At 72.1% G+C, this 18,839-nt stretch carries 16 protein-coding genes; 8 read left to right on the top strand and 8 right to left on the bottom strand.

Annotated features, from left to right (window positions below; genetic code table 11):
* The first annotated feature begins 228 nt into the window (after window positions 1–228).
* Together ACWENQ_RS13105 and ACWENQ_RS13100 are read left to right on the top strand one after the other, a co-directional pair.
* Window positions 229–759, top strand: a complete 531-nt coding sequence (locus tag ACWENQ_RS13105) for a PH domain-containing protein (protein ID WP_354904562.1) — start codon at window positions 229–231, stop codon at window positions 757–759.
* The gene (locus tag ACWENQ_RS13100) at window positions 756–2,264 is read left to right on the top strand and encodes a PH domain-containing protein (protein ID WP_452414243.1); all 1,509 of its coding nucleotides are present in this window, start codon (window positions 756–758) and stop codon (window positions 2,262–2,264) included. Before ACWENQ_RS13105 ends, ACWENQ_RS13100 begins: the two co-directional genes overlap by 4 nt.
* A 372-nt stretch (window positions 2,265–2,636) precedes the next feature.
* Here ACWENQ_RS13100 and sepH read toward each other — a convergent pair whose 3' ends face one another.
* Window positions 2,637–5,582, bottom strand: coding sequence for a septation protein SepH (sepH, locus tag ACWENQ_RS13095; RefSeq protein WP_452414241.1), 2,946 nt, complete (start codon window positions 5,580–5,582; stop codon window positions 2,637–2,639).
* A gap of 165 nt (window positions 5,583–5,747) precedes the next feature.
* Window positions 5,748–6,734 carry a S8 family serine peptidase gene (locus ACWENQ_RS13090; protein WP_449924520.1) on the bottom strand — a complete coding sequence of 329 codons (987 nt, stop codon included), beginning with the start codon at window positions 6,732–6,734 and terminating at the stop codon, window positions 5,748–5,750.
* Window positions 6,735–6,825: 91 nt separating this feature from the next.
* Here ACWENQ_RS13090 and ACWENQ_RS13085 point away from each other — a divergent pair, with 91 nt between their 5' ends.
* The gene (locus tag ACWENQ_RS13085) at window positions 6,826–7,623 is read left to right on the top strand and encodes a hypothetical protein (RefSeq protein WP_452414240.1); all 798 of its coding nucleotides are present in this window, start codon (window positions 6,826–6,828) and stop codon (window positions 7,621–7,623) included.
* Here the strand turns inward: ACWENQ_RS13085 and ACWENQ_RS13080 are convergent.
* From ACWENQ_RS13080 to ACWENQ_RS13065, 4 genes are all read right to left on the bottom strand, one after another.
* A complete protein-coding gene (locus ACWENQ_RS13080; RefSeq protein ID WP_452414239.1) occupies window positions 7,620–7,778 on the bottom strand; it encodes a hypothetical protein in 159 nt (52 codons plus the stop codon). The two genes, ACWENQ_RS13085 and ACWENQ_RS13080, sit on opposite strands and share 4 nt — an antisense overlap.
* Before the next feature lie 71 nt (window positions 7,779–7,849).
* Window positions 7,850–9,142 (bottom strand): D-arabinono-1,4-lactone oxidase, encoded by a 1,293-nt coding sequence (locus ACWENQ_RS13075; protein WP_452414237.1) that lies wholly within the window; start codon window positions 9,140–9,142, stop codon window positions 7,850–7,852.
* 43 nt (window positions 9,143–9,185) lie between these two features.
* On the bottom strand, window positions 9,186–9,905 hold the full coding sequence (locus ACWENQ_RS13070; protein ID WP_354904546.1) for a polysaccharide deacetylase family protein: 720 nt from the start codon (window positions 9,903–9,905) through the stop codon (window positions 9,186–9,188).
* Window positions 9,906–9,960: 55 nt separating this feature from the next.
* Window positions 9,961–11,184, bottom strand: coding sequence for an MFS transporter (locus tag ACWENQ_RS13065; protein WP_452414236.1), 1,224 nt, complete (start codon window positions 11,182–11,184; stop codon window positions 9,961–9,963).
* Between the two features lie 101 nt (window positions 11,185–11,285).
* Here ACWENQ_RS13065 and ACWENQ_RS13060 point away from each other — a divergent pair, with 101 nt between their 5' ends.
* Window positions 11,286–12,383, top strand: coding sequence for a lytic murein transglycosylase (locus ACWENQ_RS13060; RefSeq protein WP_452414234.1), 1,098 nt, complete (start codon window positions 11,286–11,288; stop codon window positions 12,381–12,383).
* 31 nt (window positions 12,384–12,414) lie between these two features.
* Here ACWENQ_RS13060 and ACWENQ_RS13055 read toward each other — a convergent pair whose 3' ends face one another.
* Window positions 12,415–13,362: a ferrochelatase gene (locus ACWENQ_RS13055; protein ID WP_449924501.1), complete on the bottom strand. Its 948-nt coding sequence runs from the start codon at window positions 13,360–13,362 to the stop codon at window positions 12,415–12,417.
* Window positions 13,363–13,401: 39 nt separating this feature from the next.
* Between ACWENQ_RS13055 and ACWENQ_RS13050 the strand changes: the two genes are divergently transcribed.
* Both ACWENQ_RS13050 and ACWENQ_RS13045 read left to right on the top strand, forming a co-directional pair.
* Complete coding sequence (locus ACWENQ_RS13050) at window positions 13,402–15,381, top strand: prolyl oligopeptidase family serine peptidase (protein WP_452414233.1); 1,980 nt, start codon at window positions 13,402–13,404, stop codon at window positions 15,379–15,381.
* Entirely contained in the window at window positions 15,382–16,185 is an 804-nt protein-coding gene (locus tag ACWENQ_RS13045) for an inositol monophosphatase family protein (protein WP_452414231.1), read from the top strand.
* A gap of 78 nt (window positions 16,186–16,263) precedes the next feature.
* Here ACWENQ_RS13045 and ACWENQ_RS13040 read toward each other — a convergent pair whose 3' ends face one another.
* Window positions 16,264–16,428: a hypothetical protein gene (locus ACWENQ_RS13040; RefSeq protein ID WP_354904533.1), complete on the bottom strand. Its 165-nt coding sequence runs from the start codon at window positions 16,426–16,428 to the stop codon at window positions 16,264–16,266.
* A gap of 228 nt (window positions 16,429–16,656) precedes the next feature.
* On the opposite strand from ACWENQ_RS13040, the gene ACWENQ_RS13035 reads away from it, so the two are divergent.
* Both ACWENQ_RS13035 and ACWENQ_RS13030 read left to right on the top strand, forming a co-directional pair.
* Complete coding sequence (locus ACWENQ_RS13035) at window positions 16,657–17,310, top strand: response regulator transcription factor (RefSeq protein WP_354904531.1); 654 nt, start codon at window positions 16,657–16,659, stop codon at window positions 17,308–17,310.
* Entirely contained in the window at window positions 17,307–18,656 is a 1,350-nt protein-coding gene (locus tag ACWENQ_RS13030; RefSeq protein ID WP_452414229.1) for a sensor histidine kinase, read from the top strand. Before ACWENQ_RS13035 ends, ACWENQ_RS13030 begins: the two co-directional genes overlap by 4 nt.
* The last annotated feature ends 183 nt before the right edge of the window (window positions 18,657–18,839 follow it).

The following is an 18,839-nucleotide window of genomic DNA, read 5'->3' as shown; positions in this document are numbered from 1 at the left end:
TACGCGCCTGCCGGTGGTGCGCCGACCGGTTCGGGAGGTTCGGTCGCGAGGAAAGCCACGGAAATCCACCATAATCAGGGCATCGAAGGGTGACCTTGGACACAACCCTGACCGTCGCGGTCAGTTCCGCGCCGCGCCGGCCAGCCGTTTCAGCCGTCCGGTGACCCTTGATCGATCGATACGGCCGAGACGGAGGGAAACCGGGTGGGCCCTTCTAAGCTGGGCAGTGTGAGTGAGCAGCCCGACCCCGTCGCGGGTCCCCTGCGCGACCCCGAGCATCGCGTCTCGCCCAAGGCCGTGCGCCTGTGGCTGCTGGAGGCCGTGGTCGCCTTCGTGATCTTCGCGGGGGGCTCGTTCGGGCTCGCCGCCTGGATCCCGAGCTGGTCATGGCTGCCGGAGTGGCTGTCGGGCAACTCCTGGCTGGTGCCCGTGCTGGTGCTGGTGCCCGGCACGCCGCTGCTCCTGCTGGAGCCTTTCGTGCGCTATGCCGTCCATCGCTGGGAACTGTCCGGCGACGTCGTCTACGCCAGGTCCGGCTTCCTGACCAGGGAGTGGGTGTTCGTGCCCGTCAGCCGCATCCAGACGGTCGACAAGGCGCAAGGGTGGTTCGAGCGGATGCTGGGGCTGGCCACGCTCGAGATCCGCACCGCCTCACACGCCGGGTCGTCCAGCATCCAGGGTCTCGACCAGGCGGTCGCCGCCGGCCTCGCCGAACGGCTGGCGCGAAGGGCCGAGGAGCTCAGGGACGACGCGACATGAGCGAGGAGGCCCCCGGCACGAAGCTGAGCCCCAAGGTGCTGCTCATCGATCCCGTCCGCATGCTGCCCTCGCTGCTCGTGCCGCTGGTGGGCGTGCTGTTCGTGGGCGGCTTCTCGCCGCGCTCGTTCGGGTGGGCCGCCGTCGGCGTGGTCGGCGCCGTCGTCTTCGCCGTCGTGCGCTGGGCGACGTTCAGCTACCGCGTCGCCGGCGACCGGCTGGAGATCAGGCGGTCGCTCATCAGCAGGTCGGTGCGGACGATCCCGCTGGAACGCATCAGGGGCGTGGACGTCAGCACCCCGCCCATGCACCGGCTGCTGGGGCTGGCCGTCGTCAAGATCGACACGGGCGCCAGCGGAGGCGGCGAGCAGGAGGGCGAGCTCGACGGGGTGACCGTCGCGGAGGCCGAGAGGCTCAAGAGCGTCCTGCTGCGCCGCGCCAGAGCGGTCAGGGCCGAGGAGGCGCGACAGCCGGGAGACACCCTCACCGAGGCGCCCCCGCCGCCGCCCGAGGAGCGGGTGATCGTCAAGGTGCCCCGCGCGTGGCTGCTGTACGGCCCGCTGTCGGGCGCCTACCTGCTCACCCCCTTCGCCCTTGCCGGCGGCGCCATCGGCCTGGTCCTCCAGTGGGGCAACGACCTCGGCCTGCGCGACGTCGCCTGGTACGCGGGCGAGTGGCTGTGGCGGCACCCCCTGCTCATCGTGGCCGCCGTCGTGCTGCTGGTGCTGGCCATGCCGTTCGTCGCGACGGTCATGTACGCCGTCTTCAACTGGGACTTCACGCTGACCGAGCGCGAGGGCTACCTGGTCGCCGAACGCGGCCTGATCACCAGGCGCAGCGTCTCCCTCGAGGCCCGCCGTACCAGGGGCTACGAGATCGTCGACGCCCTGGCCGAGCGCAAGGCGGGCGTCGTCAGGATGTGGGCGATCGTCACCGGCCTCGGCGACTCCGAGACCCGGGGGCAGTTGCTGCCCGACGTCCCCCGCCCCATGGCGCTGGAGGTCGCCGCCCGGGCCGTGGGGCCGTTCACCGCGCCGCTGCGCCCGCACCCGCCCATCGCCCGCAACCGCCGCCTGTTCAGGGCGATCGCCCCCTGGCTCGCCGTGGCGGCCGCCTTCGCCGTCCTGGCCCTGGCGACCGGGACGGGGCTGTGGTGGCTCGTGGCCGGCGTGGCGCTGGTGCTGGCCGGTCTCGGCCTTCCCCTCGGCGACGACCGCTACCGGTCGCTCGGCCACGGCTACGACGGGCGGCTGCTATCCGTCCGCTCGGGTTCGCTGCGGCGCGCCCAGGCGGTCGTCGAACGGCGGGCGGTCGTCGGGTGGCGGCTGCGGCAGACGTGGTTCCAGCGGCGGGCCGGAGTGTTCACCCTCATCGCGGGGGTGGGCGCGGGCAAGGGCGGCTACGAGGCGGTCGACGTCTCCGCCGCGCAGGCGGTCGGATTCCCCGCCGAGGTCACGCCCGAATGGATGACCCCGTTCCTGCGCACCCCGGACAGCCGCCACCCCTGACGGCTCCCCCCGCCCGACCGCTCCTGGCCGCCTGTCCGGGATCCGCCTGAGCGCTCGGTGGTCTGCTTGGGGGTTCGCCGGAGCGCTCCCCGGCCGGGCCCGCCCTTTTGGTCGGGCCTGCTCTCTCGGGCGGGCCTGCTATTCGGGTTCGGGCCGGGTCTGCACGTCCGAGGTGGGTCCGCTCGCACGGCTCAGGCGTGGTTGGTTCGCGCCGGGGTTGCTCGCGGGGCTCAGGCCGGGGTGGCTGGCGCTGTTGGGTCGGGTCGCGCGCTCCGCGTGCGGGTGCGGGGACGGCGCCGGGCGGCGCGTGTGCCCCCGATGACGCGAACGAGGGGCGGTCCCGTGGACCACCCCTCGTGTCGGCTGCTCGCGTCAGTCCTGGCGGCGGGCGCCGAACATGATCTCGTCCCAGGTGGGCACCGAGGCGCGGCGGCCCCTGGAGCCCTTCTTGGGCTGGCGCGCGGCGGGCGCCGGCGGCGGCGACGGCACGGGCCCCGCGTCCCCCGGCTTCTTGGGGACGGGCGGCTTGGGCACCGGCGGCTTGTCCGGGACCGGCCTGCTCTCCTTGGCGCCCTCGTCGGTGCTCGGGCGCGCGGCGGGCACCTGGGCCTTCTCCTCGGGTACGGCCTGCCCCGCCGCCTTCACCGCCTCGGCACCCTGCCCAGCCTCGGTGCTCTGCCCGGCCACGGCTGCCGCCGGGTTCTGGACGGCTTCCTCGGCCTGGGGCGCCTTGGGTGTCTCCGCGTCCCTGTCGGCCCGGGCCGCCTCCACGGCGTCGGCGCTCTGCCCGGACTCGGCGACCTTGAGGTCCTCGGCGCCTCGCTCGGCCTCCGCCCCCTTCGAGACCTCGCCGACCTGGTGACCCGGTCCGCCCTGGGCGCCCTGCCCGGGCTGCGCTGTCTGGTGAGCCTGTCCTGCCTGGGGAACCTGCCCGGCCTGGTCAGCTTGCCCGGTCGGGTCGGCCTGCCTGGTCTGGTCAGCTTGCCCGGTCGGGTCGGCCTGCCTGGTCTGGTCGGTCTGTCCGGCCGGGTTGGCCTGTCCGGCCGAGTCGGCCTGCCTGGTCTGGTCGGCCGCGTTCGCCGCCGGACTACCAGCGCCCGGGTCGGTCGCTGCCGCTGTCGCGGTCGGTGTGCCGGTGTTCTGCTCGGTCACGTCGGCCTTCGGCGCCTCGGTGGTCTGGGCGGTCACATCGGGCTTGGGCGCTTCGGCGCTCACGTCAGTCTTCGGCGTCTCGGTGGCTGGCGCGGTCGTGGCGGGCTTGGGAGCCTCGGTGGCCTCGGCGCTTACCGCTGGCTTCGGCGCCTCGGCGGCCTGCCGCGTGGCGGCTTCGGAAGTTCCTGCGGCCTGCTGCGTCGCGGCTGCCTCGGAAGTTCCTGCGGCCTGCTGCGTCGCGGCTGCCCCGGGGGTGTCCGCGGCCTGCGGGGTTGCGGCTGCCTCGAGAGTCTCGACCGCCTGCTGAGTCGCGGCCCCGGGAGTTTCGGCGGCTTGCGGCGACTCGACGGCCTTCTGCTCCCGCACGGACGCGTCAGCTGCCTCCGACGGCCCTTCGGCCGCCTGCGGCTGCTCAGCGAGGTCCGCGTCGACCCCCTGGGAAGCCCCGGCTGGAGTGGTCGCGTGCTGAGCGGCCTCCGGCTCGGCGGTAGCCACCTGCGCGGCCGCAGGGACGACCTCCGGCCCGGCAGGGGCGACCTGCGCGGCACCAGGGCCATCCTGCGCAGCGGTCGAAGCATCCTGCGCAGTGGCAGGGCTGTCCTGCACGGTGGCCGCAGTGTCCTGCGCGGTGGTCTCCGGGGTCGTGGGGACGGCTTGCGCGGTCTCGACGGCGCCGTCGACAGGCGGGGACACCTCCCCGGCCTCCTTCACCGCGGCGGATCCCTGAACAGCGGCCACGTCGGCGGCTGCCGGTGCGGTCGCGGCGTCAGAAGCAGGCTGCGCGGTGCCGGAAGAGGGCAGCTCGGCGTCGGAAGCGGGCCGTGCGGTGTCAGCGGCTCCTGGTGACTCCACGGCGGTGGCGGCCTGCGCGGTCGGGGTGGCCTCCGGAGAAGCGGTGGCCTTCGGAGAAGCGGTGGCCTCCGAAGAAGTAGGTGCCTCCGGAGAAGCAGTGGCGACGGCGGCAGGCGCGGGCGCGACGGCCCCAACCGTGTCCTCGACCAGCGGAGCGGCCGTGACTGGCGCCTCACCGGGCGCGGCGTCGCCCGTGGCGGCGGGAGCCGGGACGGCCTCGGCTCCGTCAAGCAGGGGCCGACCGGCGGCGGAACCCGCAGAGCCGTGCGCGGGGCCTGCGGGCGCTTCGGGCGACGGCGACGGTGCGGGCTCGCGCACCGCGGGTGCGTAGATCGACTCCGGCTCCCGGGCGGCGCCGCGCCCCCCGGCCTCGGCCGTACGCGAAAGGCTCGGTGTCCACGCCGCGGGCGGCTCGGCAACGGCGGGATGCGCCACCGGCGGCGGGAAGGCCGTCGGATCCTGGCGTGCCACCGGCGGCGGGAAGCTCGTCGGGTCCTGGAACGCCGCCGGAGCGGGCGGCTCCTGCCTGGCCGCCGGCGCGGGCGCGTCGTGGTGGATCAAGGCGGCCGGCGGCTCGTGGCGGACAACCGGAGCGGGTGGTTCGTGGCGGGCCACCGTCGGGAACGGCACGGGCGGCTGCATCAGCGGCTCGGCGGCCAGCGGCGGCACCGGCTGCAGCTTGGCCACACGCGGCGCGAAGGGCGTGACGGTGGTGTCCTCGACCTGCGGGTTCGGGTCGAAGTCGGCCGACGACAGCCGCATGGCCTCGTCGTCGTGCGGGGTGACGTGGCGGCGGCGCGGGTCGAACAGCCACTCGGCGTGCCGGGTGTGACCGTTCCACACGTAGCCGAGCTTGACCCGCCACATGCCGTCGTCGCGCTTGGCGGAGTCCCAGTCGATCTCGTCGGACGGCACGCCACGCCGGGTGAGCCGCTCGGCGACCAGGTCACCGAGCGTGGGGCCGGGGGCCGACTCCCCAGGCATGCGCACGGACACGCGCTGCGCCTGCTGGGCGACGTACTCCCTCTCCTGGAGCACGGGGCCCTCGAACCAGCGGACCCGCTCGACGGGGATTCCCGCGGTCGCGGCGATCTCCTCCGCGGTCTCCCCGGCTCGGATGCGGGCCTGGATCTCCTTGGGGCGCAACGGACTCTCCACTTCGATCTCGTACTGGCCGAGACGGGAGAAGTTTCCGCGGACGGCAGCGCGGAGCCGGTCGTCCACGGGAAGCGTGAAGCGGGTCCCTCTCCCGGCCGTCGCCAGCACGAGATAGGTGCCGTCCTCGCTCACCGCGACGAGTCGGAGCTCCTGCATGCGAGTCCCTTCGTCAGCGTCGTGCTCAATCTTCCCCCGGACCCTTGAGTCTCTCGCGTGTGCCGGTTGCCTGCCAGCACCGTACCCGGCATGTCCGAACATCGCCTTCATGGGACGGGCCCTGTTCGATGTGACGCCGGTCACATTTGATGTTTCCATCCGGAATTACAGCCCGCCACCGTGCAGCAGGAGGTTAGGCGTCCCCGAGGGATTCTGGCGAATCGCGTCACGCGTCGCCGTGAACTTCGGCCAAGTGGCCTGATCTGGCGGGTCGCCGGACGGTCGGGGCTCCAGGTGGCGGGCGAGGACGCCCGCCGCGCGTGGGGAGGTGACCACGGCCACTCCGGCCTCGCTGAGCCGACGTACGGCGGTGGCGAGGGCGGGGGAGTCGCCGGAGTCGACGGGCAGGGTGGCCACGGCGGGGCGGTGGGCGTGCCTGCGCACCCAGTCGAGTCCCGCGATCACGTCGGACAGGCGGCCGGAGCCGTCGCAGCCGAGCACCTTGACCGAGCCGACGTGGGCGCCGGGCGCCCTGCCGTACGGGCTGCCGGCCGCGATGGCGGCGGCGCGGGTGCCGTGCGAGCCGCAGAAGCGGCCGCGCGCGCCCGTGGCGTCGAAGGCGTGCCAGGCCCGGCCGCCGAAGTCGGGACGGGTGACGTCGACGCCGGTGCCGAGCACGTAGACGGTGACGCCCCTGCCGGTCGACGGCGAGCGGGACGGCCCGGCCGACGCCAGGCCGAGCGCGTGGCCCGGCCCCGGCTCGCCCACGCGGCCCCCGAGATCACCCGCGCGGCCGCCGAGCTGGAGCGCCCGGACCCTGCTGTCGGGTTCCACCGCGCTCACCCTGGGGTCGGCGCGCAGCTCGGCCGCCTCCGCCGGAGTCAGCACGGTGGCGAAGCCGGGCAGCGCGGCGGCGTAGTAGCGGCGTACCCGCCAGCGCGCGTCGCCGACCAGTGCCCGGGCCTCGGCTCTGCCGACGGCGGTGACGATGGAGGGGCGGGGCGGCTCGTCGGGCACGGTGAGCGTGGCGGCGGGTGTCACGACAGAGGCCACCACGGGGGCCGCTGTGGTGACCGCCGTCGCCACGGCCGCGGCGGCGTAGACGGAGGGCAGTCCGAATCGGCGGGGCACGAGGGTCCAATCTGCTGTCACGCAGGTCACAGGAACAACAGGACACGCGGTCGCGTCTAGTTACGAAGAAGCTCTTTACCGAACGCGTGACAAGAGGGGACTGATCCGGGGGATGAGCGGCGAGCAGCAGAAGTTCGAGCTGAGCGTGCCGCAGATCGCAGGGGGAGCGCTGGCCGCGGTGACCGCGGCTGTCGCGGCGTCGTACCTCGGGGTGGCGGGGACCTTCGTCGGCGCGGCCGTGGCGAGCGTCGCCAGCACGATCGGCGGCGCGGTCTACACGCACTACCTGAAACGCGCCAACGAGCAGATCAAGCAGCATACCGTCGTCGCCTGGCGCGACCGGTCCGAGCCGCCGGCCCGCGTCGAGGGGGCGGGGGAGCTGGCCACGGCGGTGCAGGCCACCGTGCGGGAGGAGGGCGAGTCCGCGCCCACGCTGGTGATGGCCCCGGTGGTGCCGAAGCGACGGCTGCCGTGGCCCAAGCTGCTGGCGGCCGCGGCGCTGGTGTTCGCGATCAGCACCGGGGTCATCCTCGCCTACCAGGCGCTGGCCCACGAGACCGTGCACGAGACGGTGACCGGCAGGTCCAGCGCCGTCCAGCAGAAGAAGGAGCCGAAGCGCGAGCGGGAGGAGCCGGTGGCGCCGCCGTCGTCCGAGGCGCCGCGGTCGCGGGAGCCGGCGACCACGCCCACCCCGTCTCCCACGCCGACGCCGACCCCCAGCCCGACGCCCACCCGGACGCCCGCGGCGACGCCCACGCCCACGCCACCCGCGACCGAGCCCACGCCGGAGCCCACCGGCTCGGCCACCGAGGCGCCCACGCCCGCCGAGACGCAGAGCGACAGGGGCACCGAGCCGGACCAGGACGCGCCCGCCGAAGACCGTCTCGAGCAACTGCCCGGCCAGTCCTAGCGCTTTCCGGCCTCACCGCGACGCAGGAAGCCCCGGATGTCGTCGAGGCCGTCGAGCGCCCGGTCGTCCTCGTTCAACGCGGTACCGACCAGAGCGTCCGCCGCGGCGGCCTCCTGCGAGCGGTCGCTCAGAGCCCGCTCCAGCGTCTCGAGCACCACCTCATGGGGCAGTGCTGAAGGGTTTCCGAAGCGCCGGTGCGCATCCACCTGGAGCGCGGCCCCGGCCCTCAGGCGCCCAGGACGGTGTCCAGGTAGGGGTTGGCGAACACCCTGCCGGGGTCGAGCCGGTCGCGCAGCGCCACGAAGTCGGCGAACCGCGGATACACCCCGCGCAGGTAGGCGGCGTCCCTGGTGTGGAGCTTGCCCCAGTGCGGCCGCCCGTCGAGGCGCGTCATGATCTCCTCGACGCCCTCGAAGTAGGCGGGGTTCGGGGTCGGCCGGTAGATGTGGCAGGCGATGTAGGCCGACGGCCTGCCGTACGCGGTGGACAGCCAGGCGTCGCTCGGCGGCGTGACGCGCACCTCGATCGGGAAGGTGATCTTCCAGTCCATCCGCTCGACCAGGTCCCTGGTCTCGCGCAGCGCCTGGCCGAGCCGTTCGCGGGGGACGGCGTACTCCATCTCCAGGAAGCGCACGTCACGCACGGAGGTGAAGACCTTGTAACTGGTGTTCACCGATTCGGAGTCGCCGAGGAAGGCCGCTGACAGCGCGTTGAGCCGGGGGATCGCGGCGGGGAAGCGTCCGCCGATGCCGCACAGCGCCCCGAAGAGGGTGTTCTCCAGGAACACGTTGTCCAGCCAGTGCTTGACGGCGCCGGGCGGGCTGGCCGGGCCCGGGTGCCGGTTGTTGGTCTTGACCAGGCAGGCGTCGGTGTGCGGGAGCCAGAAGAAGTCGAGGTGCTCGTTGTCGGCCGTCATCGCGTCGAGGCCGTCCAGGATGTCGCTCAGCGGCATCGCCCTGCGCCGGTTGTGCAGCAGGAAGGAGGGCTCGACCCGGAAGGTGACGGCGGTGAGCACGCCCAGCGCGCCGAGCCCGACCCTGGCGGCGTCGAACAGGTCGTCACCGGGGACGGCCGTCGCCACGGAGCCGTCGGCCAGCACCATCTCGAGCTTGACCACCTGGTCGGCCAGGCCGCCGGTGTCGCGTCCGGTGCCGTGGGTGCTGGTCTGGATGGCGCCGGCGACCGTCTGCGCGGTGATGTCGCCCATGTTGGCCAGCGCCAGGTCGCGCTTGGCGAGCTCCTCGTTGAGCACGCTGAGCGGGGTGCCCGCCAGCACGCACACCGAGCTGGAGCCGTTGTCCCTGGTGACCGAGCGGATGCCGGTCAGCTTGTGCGGCCTGAGCATGATGCCGTCGGTGAGGGCCACCCCGGTGAAGGAGTGGCCCGTGCCGACCATGCGGACGCGGCGCCCGCTCGTGGCGGCGTCCTGGACGGCCCGCGCCACGTCCTGCACGGAGGATGGGGTGCGCACCTCGGCGGGCGTGGCTGACTGGTTGCCGGCCCAGTTCGTGAAGACCATGCGCACCCCTCCGGAGCAACGTTCGGTTAAACGCGAACGATACTCACTTTTCCCATCCTTCGGGAACGGGGAAGATGTCGCCCGGCTGCAGGTTCTGGCTCTTGACGACCTCGGAGACCGTCACGAGATGGTAGCCCTTGCCCTGCAACGTCTTGATGAGCGCGGGCATCGAGTCCACGGTCTGCTTCACCCAGTCGTGCATGAGGATGATGCCGTCCTGCTTGGCCACCGCGAGCGTCTGCTTCTTGATGGCCGCCTCGTTCTTGGACTCCCAGTCGCGCGAGCCGCCGGTCCACAGGATCATCGGCATCCCGAACTCCGCCGCGATCTCGGAGACCTGCAGGTCGGCCAGGCCGTACGGCGGGCGCAGCAGCTTGGGCTCCACGCCGGCGGCCTGCTTGACGGCGTCCTGGGTCTTCTTGATCTCGTTCCGGATGGCCCCCGGCTCGAGCGTGGTGAAGTTGGGGTGCTTGTAGCTGTGGTTGCCCAGCTCGTGCCCTTCGGCGGCCATGCGCTTGACGAAGGCCGGACGGCTCGTCACGTACTGGCCTTCGAGGAAGAACGTGGCCTTGGCGTTGTACTTCTTCAACGTGTCGAGCAACTGGCCCGCGTACTGGCCGGGGCCGTCGTCGAAGGTCAGCGCCAGGCACTTGACCTGGGTGCAGTCGACCTCTTTGGGGGCGGGTGCGGCTGTCGCGGCGGCGGGGGTCGATGCGACCGTTACCGCGGCGATGGCCAGAAGTGAAAGGAGATGTCGGGACATAGCAGACTTTCGTAGGTTGAGGGGGTGTCTGAGGGGATCTCCCGACCGTAGCGGATCATCCTTTGGCGGGTGAAGGAGCCTCAGGAAGTCTCAGCAAACCCGAACCTCCGATGCCGACGACGGCCGCCAGCAGCGCACACGTCAGCGAGAAGCCGTAGGCGTTGGAGGCGCCGAACGCCTCGGTGAGCCGCCCGCCCGCCCACGCGCCGACCGCCACGCCGAACCCGATCGAGGTGGAGATCCACGCCATGCCCTCGGTGAGCAGCGACGGCGGCACCAGCCGCTCGGTGAGCGAGAAGCCGGTGATGAGCGTCGGCGAGATCGCCAGGCCCGCGATGAACAACGCGATCGCCATGACCGGCGCGCTGCCGATGAAGGCGATCGGCAGCAGGCCGACCGCGAAGACCGCCAGCGCCCTGACGAACCTGGCCCGCAGCGACACCTTCCACGCCCGCGAGCCGAACCACAGGCCCGACACCATCGAGCCGCCCGCGAAGGCCGCCAGCAGGAAGCCGGCCATGCCCTTGACGCCGTGCTCGTCGGCGAAGGCCACCGTGATCAGGTCGACCGAGCCGAAGACCGCCCCCAGCGCGAGGTAGACGCACGACAGCAGGGCGATGCCGGGGATGGTGATCGGGCTGCCGCCGACGTGCCGTACCAGGGCGACGGGAGGCTCGGTACGGCGCTGCATCGCGAACGCGAGCGTGCCCACCAGCATGAGCACCAGCGCCACGATCAGCCCCGCGAACGGGTTGACCATGGTCGCCAGGACGGTCACCGTCGCGGGCCCGGTAACGAAGATCACCTCGTCGGCCACCGACTCGAACGCGAAGGCGGTGTGCAGCCGTGCCGAGCCGCCCAGCAGGTGGGACCAGCGCGCCCTGACCAGCGACCCGAGGGAGACCGAGCTGGCGCCGACCACGAAGCCGGAGACGTAGAGCGTCCAGCCGGGCAGGCCGAGTCCCGCGCACAGCATGAGCGCCGCCATGGCCGCGCCGTTGACCAGGGCGAGCGGTGTGATGATCCGGCCCTGGCCGAACCTGTCGACCAGGCGGCCCGACAGCGGGGCGGCGATGGCGTAGGAGAGGTTGGTGACGGCGGCGACGGCGCCTGCCGTGGCGTACGAGCCGGTGATGAAGGAGATGAGCAGGACGATGCCGATTCCCAGCATCGACATCGGCATCCTGCCGATGAATCCCGCGACGACGAAACCCTTCACGCCGGGCATGTTGAACAGCCCCCGGTACGGCCCGACCACTTGTGTCCCCCTACTCTTCAAGCGTTCAACCTTTGCGCACCGTGTGTCCGGACAGCAAGTGATTTTTCGCCTGATCGTCTAACGTGGCGCAGGTGTCTGCTCTTCCCTCTGTCCGGGGACTCATGATCGTTCTCGCCGTCGTGGTGTCGGTGGGCGCCGCGGGCGCGTTCGCGTTCACGATGAGCGAGGAGAAGAAGAAGGGCGCCGATCCCGCCCCGCCCGTCGTCCTCAAGGAGGAGACCCCGCGGCTCGACCAGCTGGTGCCGGTCAAGGAGTTCGGGCAGGGCGGCCCGGGGGTCTCGGTCACGCCGCCGCGCATGCTGGGCATCGCCCGGGCCACGGTGCCCAAGGACACCCGCCTGGCCCTCGGCGGCCTCAAGCACGTGCAGAAGGTGATCGTGGTGGACGCGGGCTCGGTCAGGATCTCCGGCACCGGCGTCAACCTCCTGGCCGTCGACCCCACCGAGTACCGCTCGTGGACCCCGCAGGCGGTCGCCGACCAGCCGGAGGTGTGGAGCGCGCTGGCCAGGGGCGAGCTGGTCGCCGACAACTCCGCCGCCCGCAGGTTCGGCCTGGTCCTCGGTGCCACCTACCAGATCGACGGCGGCCCGAGACTGCGCGTGGCCGCCTCCGCCACGCTCGGCCTGCCCGGCGTGGACGGCGTCGTCAGCACCGAGGTCGGCCGCAGCCTCGGCCTCATGCAGGGCGTGGCCGTCCTCCTGCACGGCAAGGAGGGCAAGATCCGCGAGGCGGGCGTGCGCCGGCTGCTGGGCAAGGACACCCAGGTGGTCACCATCGGCCGCGCCCCCGCCCGGCCCCGGCCGCAGAAGCAGGTGGTACGGCAGGGCAGCTACCTGGACCTCTACAAGTCGGCCGCCACCCGCTGCCCCGGCCTGTCGTGGACCGTGCTGGCCGCCATCGGCCAGGTGGAGAGCTCCCACGGGCGCAACAACGGCCCGTCGAGCGCCGGCGCCCTCGGCCCGATGCAGTTCATGCCCGCCACCTGGAAGGCCTACGGCGTCGACGGCGACGGCGACGGCCGCAGGGACATCTGGAGCCCCTACGACGCGGTGCCGGGCGCGGCCAACTACCTGTGCGCCAACGGCGCCGGCCAGGGCGGGCAGAAGCTGCGCAAGGCGGTGTGGTTCTACAACCACTCCTGGGACTACGTGAACAAGGTCCTCGGCCTGGCCGACGCCTACGCCCGCGCCTACACCTGACCCCGCCCCGCCTGACCCCGCCGGCCCCGGTCTACGAGGGGCGTCGCACGGGCGCCGGGCAGCAGGTCAGCGGGCACGCCACCGGCTCCGGCTCGTCCATCAGCTCGCGCACCATGCGCACGAAACGCGGATGCGTGCCCGCCGTCGCCGCCCGCTCCAGCGGCAGCCCCAGTTCGGCGGCCAGCTGCCGGGCCTCGACGTCGAGGTCGAAGACGACCTCCATGTGGTCGGAGACGAAACCGATCGGCACCAGCACCACGGCGGGCGCGTTCGTCTTGCGCAGGTGGTCGAGCACGTCCGGCTCCAGCCACGGCACCTGCGGAGGGCCGCTGCGCGACTGCCACACCAGATCCCACGGCTCGTCGCGGCCGAGCGCCTGGTTGACCAGCTCGGCCGACCTGCGCAGCTGCGCCTCGTAGAGCCCGCCGGAGGGGCCCGCCGTCTCGGCCATGGAGACGGGGATGCTGTGCGCGGTGAACACCAGCCTGGCGTCGTCGCGGCCCAGCCGGTCGAGCGCCTGCCTGGTGTGGTCGGCCAGCGCGGCCACGAACCCCGGATGGTCGCCGAAGTGGCGCATCTTGACCAGCTCGGGCCCGCCATCGAGGGAGATGCGCCGGATGTCCTCGTAGTACTGCCGGCAGCTGGAGTAGCCGGCGAAGGCCGAGGTGGCGAAGACCGCCGCCTTCCTGACCCCGTCGGCCTTCATCTGCTTGACCGTGTCCTCGCCGAACGGCCGCCAGTTGCGGTTGCCCCAGTAGACCGGCACGTCCAGCTCCGGGCGCAGGGCCGCCATCAGGTCGCGGTTCTGCTGGTTGATCGGGCTGACCCCGCCGAAGGACTGGTAGTGCTCGGCCACCTCGAGCAGCCGCTCGCGCGGCACCCCCCGGCCCCGCACGACGTTCTCCAGGAACGGCATGACGTCGTCGGGCCCCTCGGGACCGCCGAAGGACAGCAGCAGCAGCGCGTCGTAGTTCCCCACGCCGGTAAGCCTAGGCGGACCACGATGTAGGTTCGTGACGTGAGCTCATTCAAGGATATTCGAGACTACGTTGCCATCCCCCGAGTTCTCTCGCTGAAGCTGTCGCCGGACGGATCCCGGCTCGTCAGCGCCGTCCAGTCGCTCAATCCCGACGGCAAGTCGTTCGGCACCGCGCTGTGGGCCATCCCCGTGGACGGCGAGCCGTACCGTCTCACCAGGAGCGCCAAGGGAGAGACCGGCACCGAGTTCACCTCGGCGGGTGACGTGCTGTTCGCCTCACGCCGTCCCGATCCGACCGTCAAGGACGCCGACGAGGAGGTGCCCGCCCTCTGGCTGCTGCCGCGCGCCGGCGGCGAGGCCCGCCAGGTGGCCGCCCGCCCCGGCGGCATCGCCGCGGCCAGGACGGCGGGCGACGTGGTCGTCTTCGCCTCCGACGTGCTGCCCGGCGACGAGGCCGCCGACGAGGAGCGGCGCAAGGCCCGCAAGGACGCAGGGATCAGCGCGATCCTGCACGAGGGGTACCCCGTCCGCTACTGGGACCACGACCTCGGGCCCGGCCGTACCCGCCTGTTCGCCGGCAGGCTCGGCGCCGACCGGCTGGAGGACGTGCGGGATCTGACCCCCGACTCCGGCAGTTCCCTCGGCGACCACCTGGACTTCGCCCTCACCCCCGACGGCGCCACGGTCCTGAGCACCTGGGCGGTGCCGACCGGCGCGGGCCAGCAGCGGATCGAGGTGGTCGCCATCGACGTGGCCACCGGCGAGCGGCGCACCCTGTTCGCCGCCGACGACCACGACTTCGAGGGGCCGCTGCGGATCTCGCCCGACGGCGCCCGCGTGGCCTGCTCGCGCAGCCGCCACACCGCGTTCGACGTCTCGGCCCGCTCCGAGCTGTGGATCGGCGAGATCGCCACCGGCGAGGGCAGGGTCCACGCCGACGATCTGTTCCCCACCGACCTGGCATGGGCGGCCGACTCCACGGCCGTCTACCTCGCGGCCGACCACCAGGGCCGCCGCCCGGTCTTCCGCGTCTCCCTCGACGGCGCCGTCACGCGGCTCACCGCCGACGACGCCGCCTACCTGGCGCTCAACGCCTCCGCGGACGGCCGCTTCCTGTACGTCCTGCGCAGCGGCTACCACGCCCCCGCCACCCCGGCCAGGATCGACACCGCCACCGGCGAGGTCGTCGAGCTGCCCTCGCCCGCCCCCGCGCTGGAGCTGCCCGGCACGCTCACCGAGCTGACGGCCGTGGCCGACGACGGGCAGGAGATCCGCGGCTGGCTGGTGCTGCCCAGGGACGCCTCGGCCGAGAACCCGGCCCCGTTCCTGCTGTGGATCCACGGCGGCCCGGTCGCCTCCTGGAACGACTGGTCGTGGCGGTGGAACCCGTGGATCATGGCCGAGCACGGCTACGCCGTCCTCATGCCCGACCCCGCCCTGTCCACCGGCTACGGCCAGCACATGATCGACCGCGGCTGGGGCGACTGGGGCCCGCGCACGCTGGCCGACCTCGACTCCATCGTCGACGAGGCGCTCAAGCTGCCCGAGATCGACGAGACCCGCCTGGGCGCGATGGGCGGCTCCTTCGGCGGCTACATGGCCAACTGGGTGGCCGGGCACTCCGACCGCTACCGCGCGATCGTCACCCACGCCTCGCTGTGGAACCTCGACCAGTTCGCCGGCACCACCGACGCCTCCATGTACTGGCAGCGGGAGTTCGGCGCGCCCGGCTCCGAGCGGTACGGCAAGCTGTCCCCGCACGTGGCCCTCGACCGGATCAGCACGCCGATGCTGGTCGTCCACGGCGACAGGGACTACCGGGTGCCGATCGGCGAGGCGCTGCGCCTGTGGTGGGACCTGCAGCGCAGCGACGTCGAGTCGAAGTTCCTCTACTTCCCCGACGAGAACCACTGGATCCTCAAGCCGGGCAACGCCGTCGCCTGGTACGAGACGGTGCTCGCCTTCCTCGCTCAGCACGTGCTCGGCCAGGAGTGGAAGCGCCCCGAGTCGGTGGCGTAGATGACCGACTTCGCGGCACTGGCCACGGACATCGCCCGCGAGGCGGGCGACATGCTGCTGGCCAAGCGGCCGAGCAACCCCGAGGTCGTGCAGACCAAGTCGAGCCCCACCGACGTGGTCACCGCGCTCGACCGGGCCTCGGAGGAGCTCATCAGGGCCAGGATCAGGCAGGCCAGGCCCGACGACATGATCCTCGGGGAGGAGGGCGGCGACACCCCGGGCTCCAGCGGCGTGCGGTGGGTCGTCGATCCCATCGACGGCACCGTCAACTTCCTGTACGGCCTGCCCGAGTGGGCGGTCTCCATCGCCGTCGAGGTGGACGGCAGGGTCGTCGCGGGGGCCGTCAACGTGGCGCCGCGCGGCGAGCTGTTCAGCGCCTCCCTCGGCGGCGGGGCCGTCCTGCACAAGGACGGGCTCGCGCAGGAGCGGCTGCGCTGCAACAGCGGGGTGCCGCTGGCGCGGGCGCTGGTGGCGACCGGGTTCGGCTACGACGCCGCACGGCGCAGGGTGCAGGGGCAGATCGTGGCGGCCGTGCTGCCCGCCGTACGCGACATCAGGCGGGGCGGTTCGTGCGCGATCGACCTGTGCTCGGTGGCGGCGGGCCGGGTGGACGCCTACTACGAGCGCGGGATCAACTACTGGGACCACGCCGCGGCCGGGCTGGTCGCCACCGAGGCGGGGGCCAGGGTCGGCGGCCTGCACGGCAGGCCGGCCGGCGGCGAGCTCACCATCTGCGCCGCGCAGGGGCTGTTCGAGGAACTGCACGACCTGCTCGTGCCGCTCGATCCCGAGCGCGACGCCTGACCGGTGGGGTGCGGCGCACCCCGGACACGACGACGGCCGGAGCCTTCAGGCTCCGGCCGTCACGCGTGCGGGTGCGGTTCAGCGCGGCAAGGGGACGCCGTGGTCGTCGGCCAGGCGGCGCAGGTCCTCGATCTCCGCGGTGAGGGTGTCGGCGAGGTAGTCGTCGCCGACGGACCTCGCCTCGTCGAGACCCTTGTAGGCCTGGCAGAGGCGGCGTTCGATCGTGATCGTGAACTCGCCCATCTCACCTTCTCTCTCACATGCATCTCGGGGGCGGCGCGTGCGGTCATGGGGGTTCCACGGCACGCGGCGATGAGTGTCTGCCGGGTGTACCCACCCCGGCCGCGGTCCGAAACCTCCGATCGCGTGTGCCCTGCGTCACGCTGCCGCCGAACATGGCTTACCGTGCGTTTATCGGGGATGTGGGGACAATGAAGCCACATCGAGGAGCAGGGAGAGGGGCCGGCAGCCGTGCGGGTGCTTGTGGTGGAGGATGAGCGGGTGCTCGCCGACGCGATCGCGACGGGGTTGCGTCGTGAGGCCATGGCCGTGGACGTGGCCTACGACGGCGGAACGGCGCTGGAGAAGACCTCCTACATCGACTACGACGTGATCGTGCTGGACAGGGACCTGCCGGTGGTCCACGGCGACGAGGTGGCCCGCCGGCTGGTCGCCGACCGCAGCGCCTCCCGCATCCTCATGCTGACCGCCGCGGGCGACGTCGACGACAAGGTGGAGGGCCTCGGCCTCGGCGCCGACGACTACCTGGCCAAGCCGTTCGTGTTCATCGAGCTGGTGGCCCGGGTGCGCGCCCTCGGCCGCAGGTCGGCGCCCGCCCTGCCGCCGGTGCTGGAACGTTCGGGGGTACGGCTGGACCCCGGCAAGCGCCTGGTGGAGCGCGACGGCAGGGAGATCCAGCTGACGAAGAAGGAGTTCGCGGTCCTGGAGGAGCTGCTGCGCGCCGACGGCGCCGTGGTCAGCCAGGAGGACCTGCTGGACAAGGCATGGGACGAGAACATCGACCCGTTCACCAACGTCGTGCGCGTCACCATGATGACGCTGCGCAAGAAGCTCGGTGAGCCCCAGGTGATCGAGACCGTCCCGGGAGTGGGATACAAGTTGTGAGCGACGAGCAGGACCGCCCGGCGGTCCCCACCCATCCGATGATCAGCCCGCACTCGGAGCGGGCGAGCATGACACGGACGCGGATGGAGCAGCTGGGCCAGGGGGACGGGGACAAGGGCGGGCAGCGGCCGCCGCAGGAGGAGACGTGGGACGGCCCGCCGCCCATCCAGCCGGCGGCCGAGGAGACGATGGCCGAGCGCATCAGGGTGATGCGCGACAGGGTGAGCATCCGCTGGCGGCTCACCCTCACCTACAGCGCGCTGTTCTTCGCCGCGGGCGCCTTCCTGCTCGCGGTGATGTACCTGATCGTCAGCGCGGTGCTGCACCAGGGCTTCTCCTTCACCCTGAAGCTGCCGCAGTGGGCGCCGGAAGGGCTGGCCGAGTCCCTGAACGACCAGTCCCAGCTGTTGATGAACAACAACATCAACCTGATCCTCGAGAACCTGATCAGGCAGTCGATCATGGTGTTGATCGGGGTCGGCATCCTGGCGCTGATCCTCGGCTACTTCGTGGCCGACCGGGCGCTGCGTCCCGTGACGCAGATGACCGCGACGGCCAAGAAGCTGTCCGAGAGCAACCTCGCCCACCAGCGCATCGACCTCAAGGGTCCGCAGGACGAGCTGAAGGAGCTGGCCGACACCTTCGACGCGATGCTGACCAGGCTCAACATCGCCTTCGACACCCAGCGCAGGTTCGTGGCCAACGCCTCGCACGAGCTGCGCACACCGCTGACCATCAACAGGACGGTGCTGGAGATCGCGCTGTCCGACCCCGAGGCGTCCGAGGACCTCAAGGCGCTGGGCCGTACCCTCCTGGAGGTCAACGCCCGCAACGAGAAGCTGATCGAGGGCCTGCTGCTGCTGGCCAGGAGCGAACGCGAGCTGCGCGTGCGCAAGCCGGTCGACGTCAAGGAGGTTGCGACGACGGCCGTGGAGCAGCTGGCGCCCTTCGCGGCCGAGCACGGCGTCACCGTCACCACCGAGCTGTCGGCCGCGCCGACGCTGGGCGACCCCGTCCTGCTAGAACGCTCCATCAGCAACCTGCTCGAGAACGCCGTCAAATACAACATCCCAGAAAACGGAAAAGTCTGGATCCGGACGGGAATGGTGGACGGGGCACTGGTTGTTCAGGTGGCCAACACGGGACAGCATGTCCCGGCGTACGAGGTCAACAGCCTGTTCGAGCCCTTCAGACGGCTCCACGCCGACCGCGTGGACTCGGCGAAAGGCTCGGGTCTCGGCCTGTCCATCGTCCGCGCGGTCGTGCAGGCGCACGGCGGAAACGTGGCCGCGGTGCCGCGCGACGGCGGAGGACTTGTCGTGACCATTCGACTTCCCGGGCGCTAGTCCGGCGTGTTGATCTGACGGGGGAGTCTCGTTCGCGCCGTACATGTGGTTGGATGTGCCGTCGAACACGGTGGTGCATGCCGCCAATGCTGTGTGTTTCGCCATATTTGGCTAACCACGGGCCGTTGGTAGCACGCCCCAACGTGTCGGGAGGTTCAGCAGCCGTTCCTTCGGGGTACCGAT

The sequence above is a fragment of the Nonomuraea sp. NPDC004354 genome (assembly GCF_053602555.1).
The sequence above is the reverse complement of the archived record's forward strand: the minus strand, read 5'-3'. Positions and strand labels throughout refer to the sequence as shown.

Bases quoted from the DNA above. Each gene is read 5' to 3' on its own strand.
- ACWENQ_RS13100 (WP_452414243.1), top strand. From the start codon at position 756: ATGAGCGAGGAGGCCCCCGGCACGAAGCTGAGCCCCAAGGTGCTGCTC.
- sepH (WP_452414241.1), bottom strand. From the start codon at position 5,582: ATGCAGGAGCTCCGACTCGTCGCGGTGAGCGAGGACGGCACCTATCTC.
- ACWENQ_RS13085 (WP_452414240.1), top strand. From the start codon at position 6,826: ATGAGCGGCGAGCAGCAGAAGTTCGAGCTGAGCGTGCCGCAGATCGCA.
- ACWENQ_RS13075 (WP_452414237.1), bottom strand. From the start codon at position 9,142: ATGGTCTTCACGAACTGGGCCGGCAACCAGTCAGCCACGCCCGCCGAG.
- ACWENQ_RS13070 (WP_354904546.1), bottom strand. From the start codon at position 9,905: ATGTCCCGACATCTCCTTTCACTTCTGGCCATCGCCGCGGTAACGGTC.
- ACWENQ_RS13060 (WP_452414234.1), top strand. From the start codon at position 11,286: ATGATCGTTCTCGCCGTCGTGGTGTCGGTGGGCGCCGCGGGCGCGTTC.
- ACWENQ_RS13045 (WP_452414231.1), top strand. From the start codon at position 15,382: ATGACCGACTTCGCGGCACTGGCCACGGACATCGCCCGCGAGGCGGGC.
- ACWENQ_RS13040 (WP_354904533.1), bottom strand. From the start codon at position 16,428: ATGGGCGAGTTCACGATCACGATCGAACGCCGCCTCTGCCAGGCCTAC.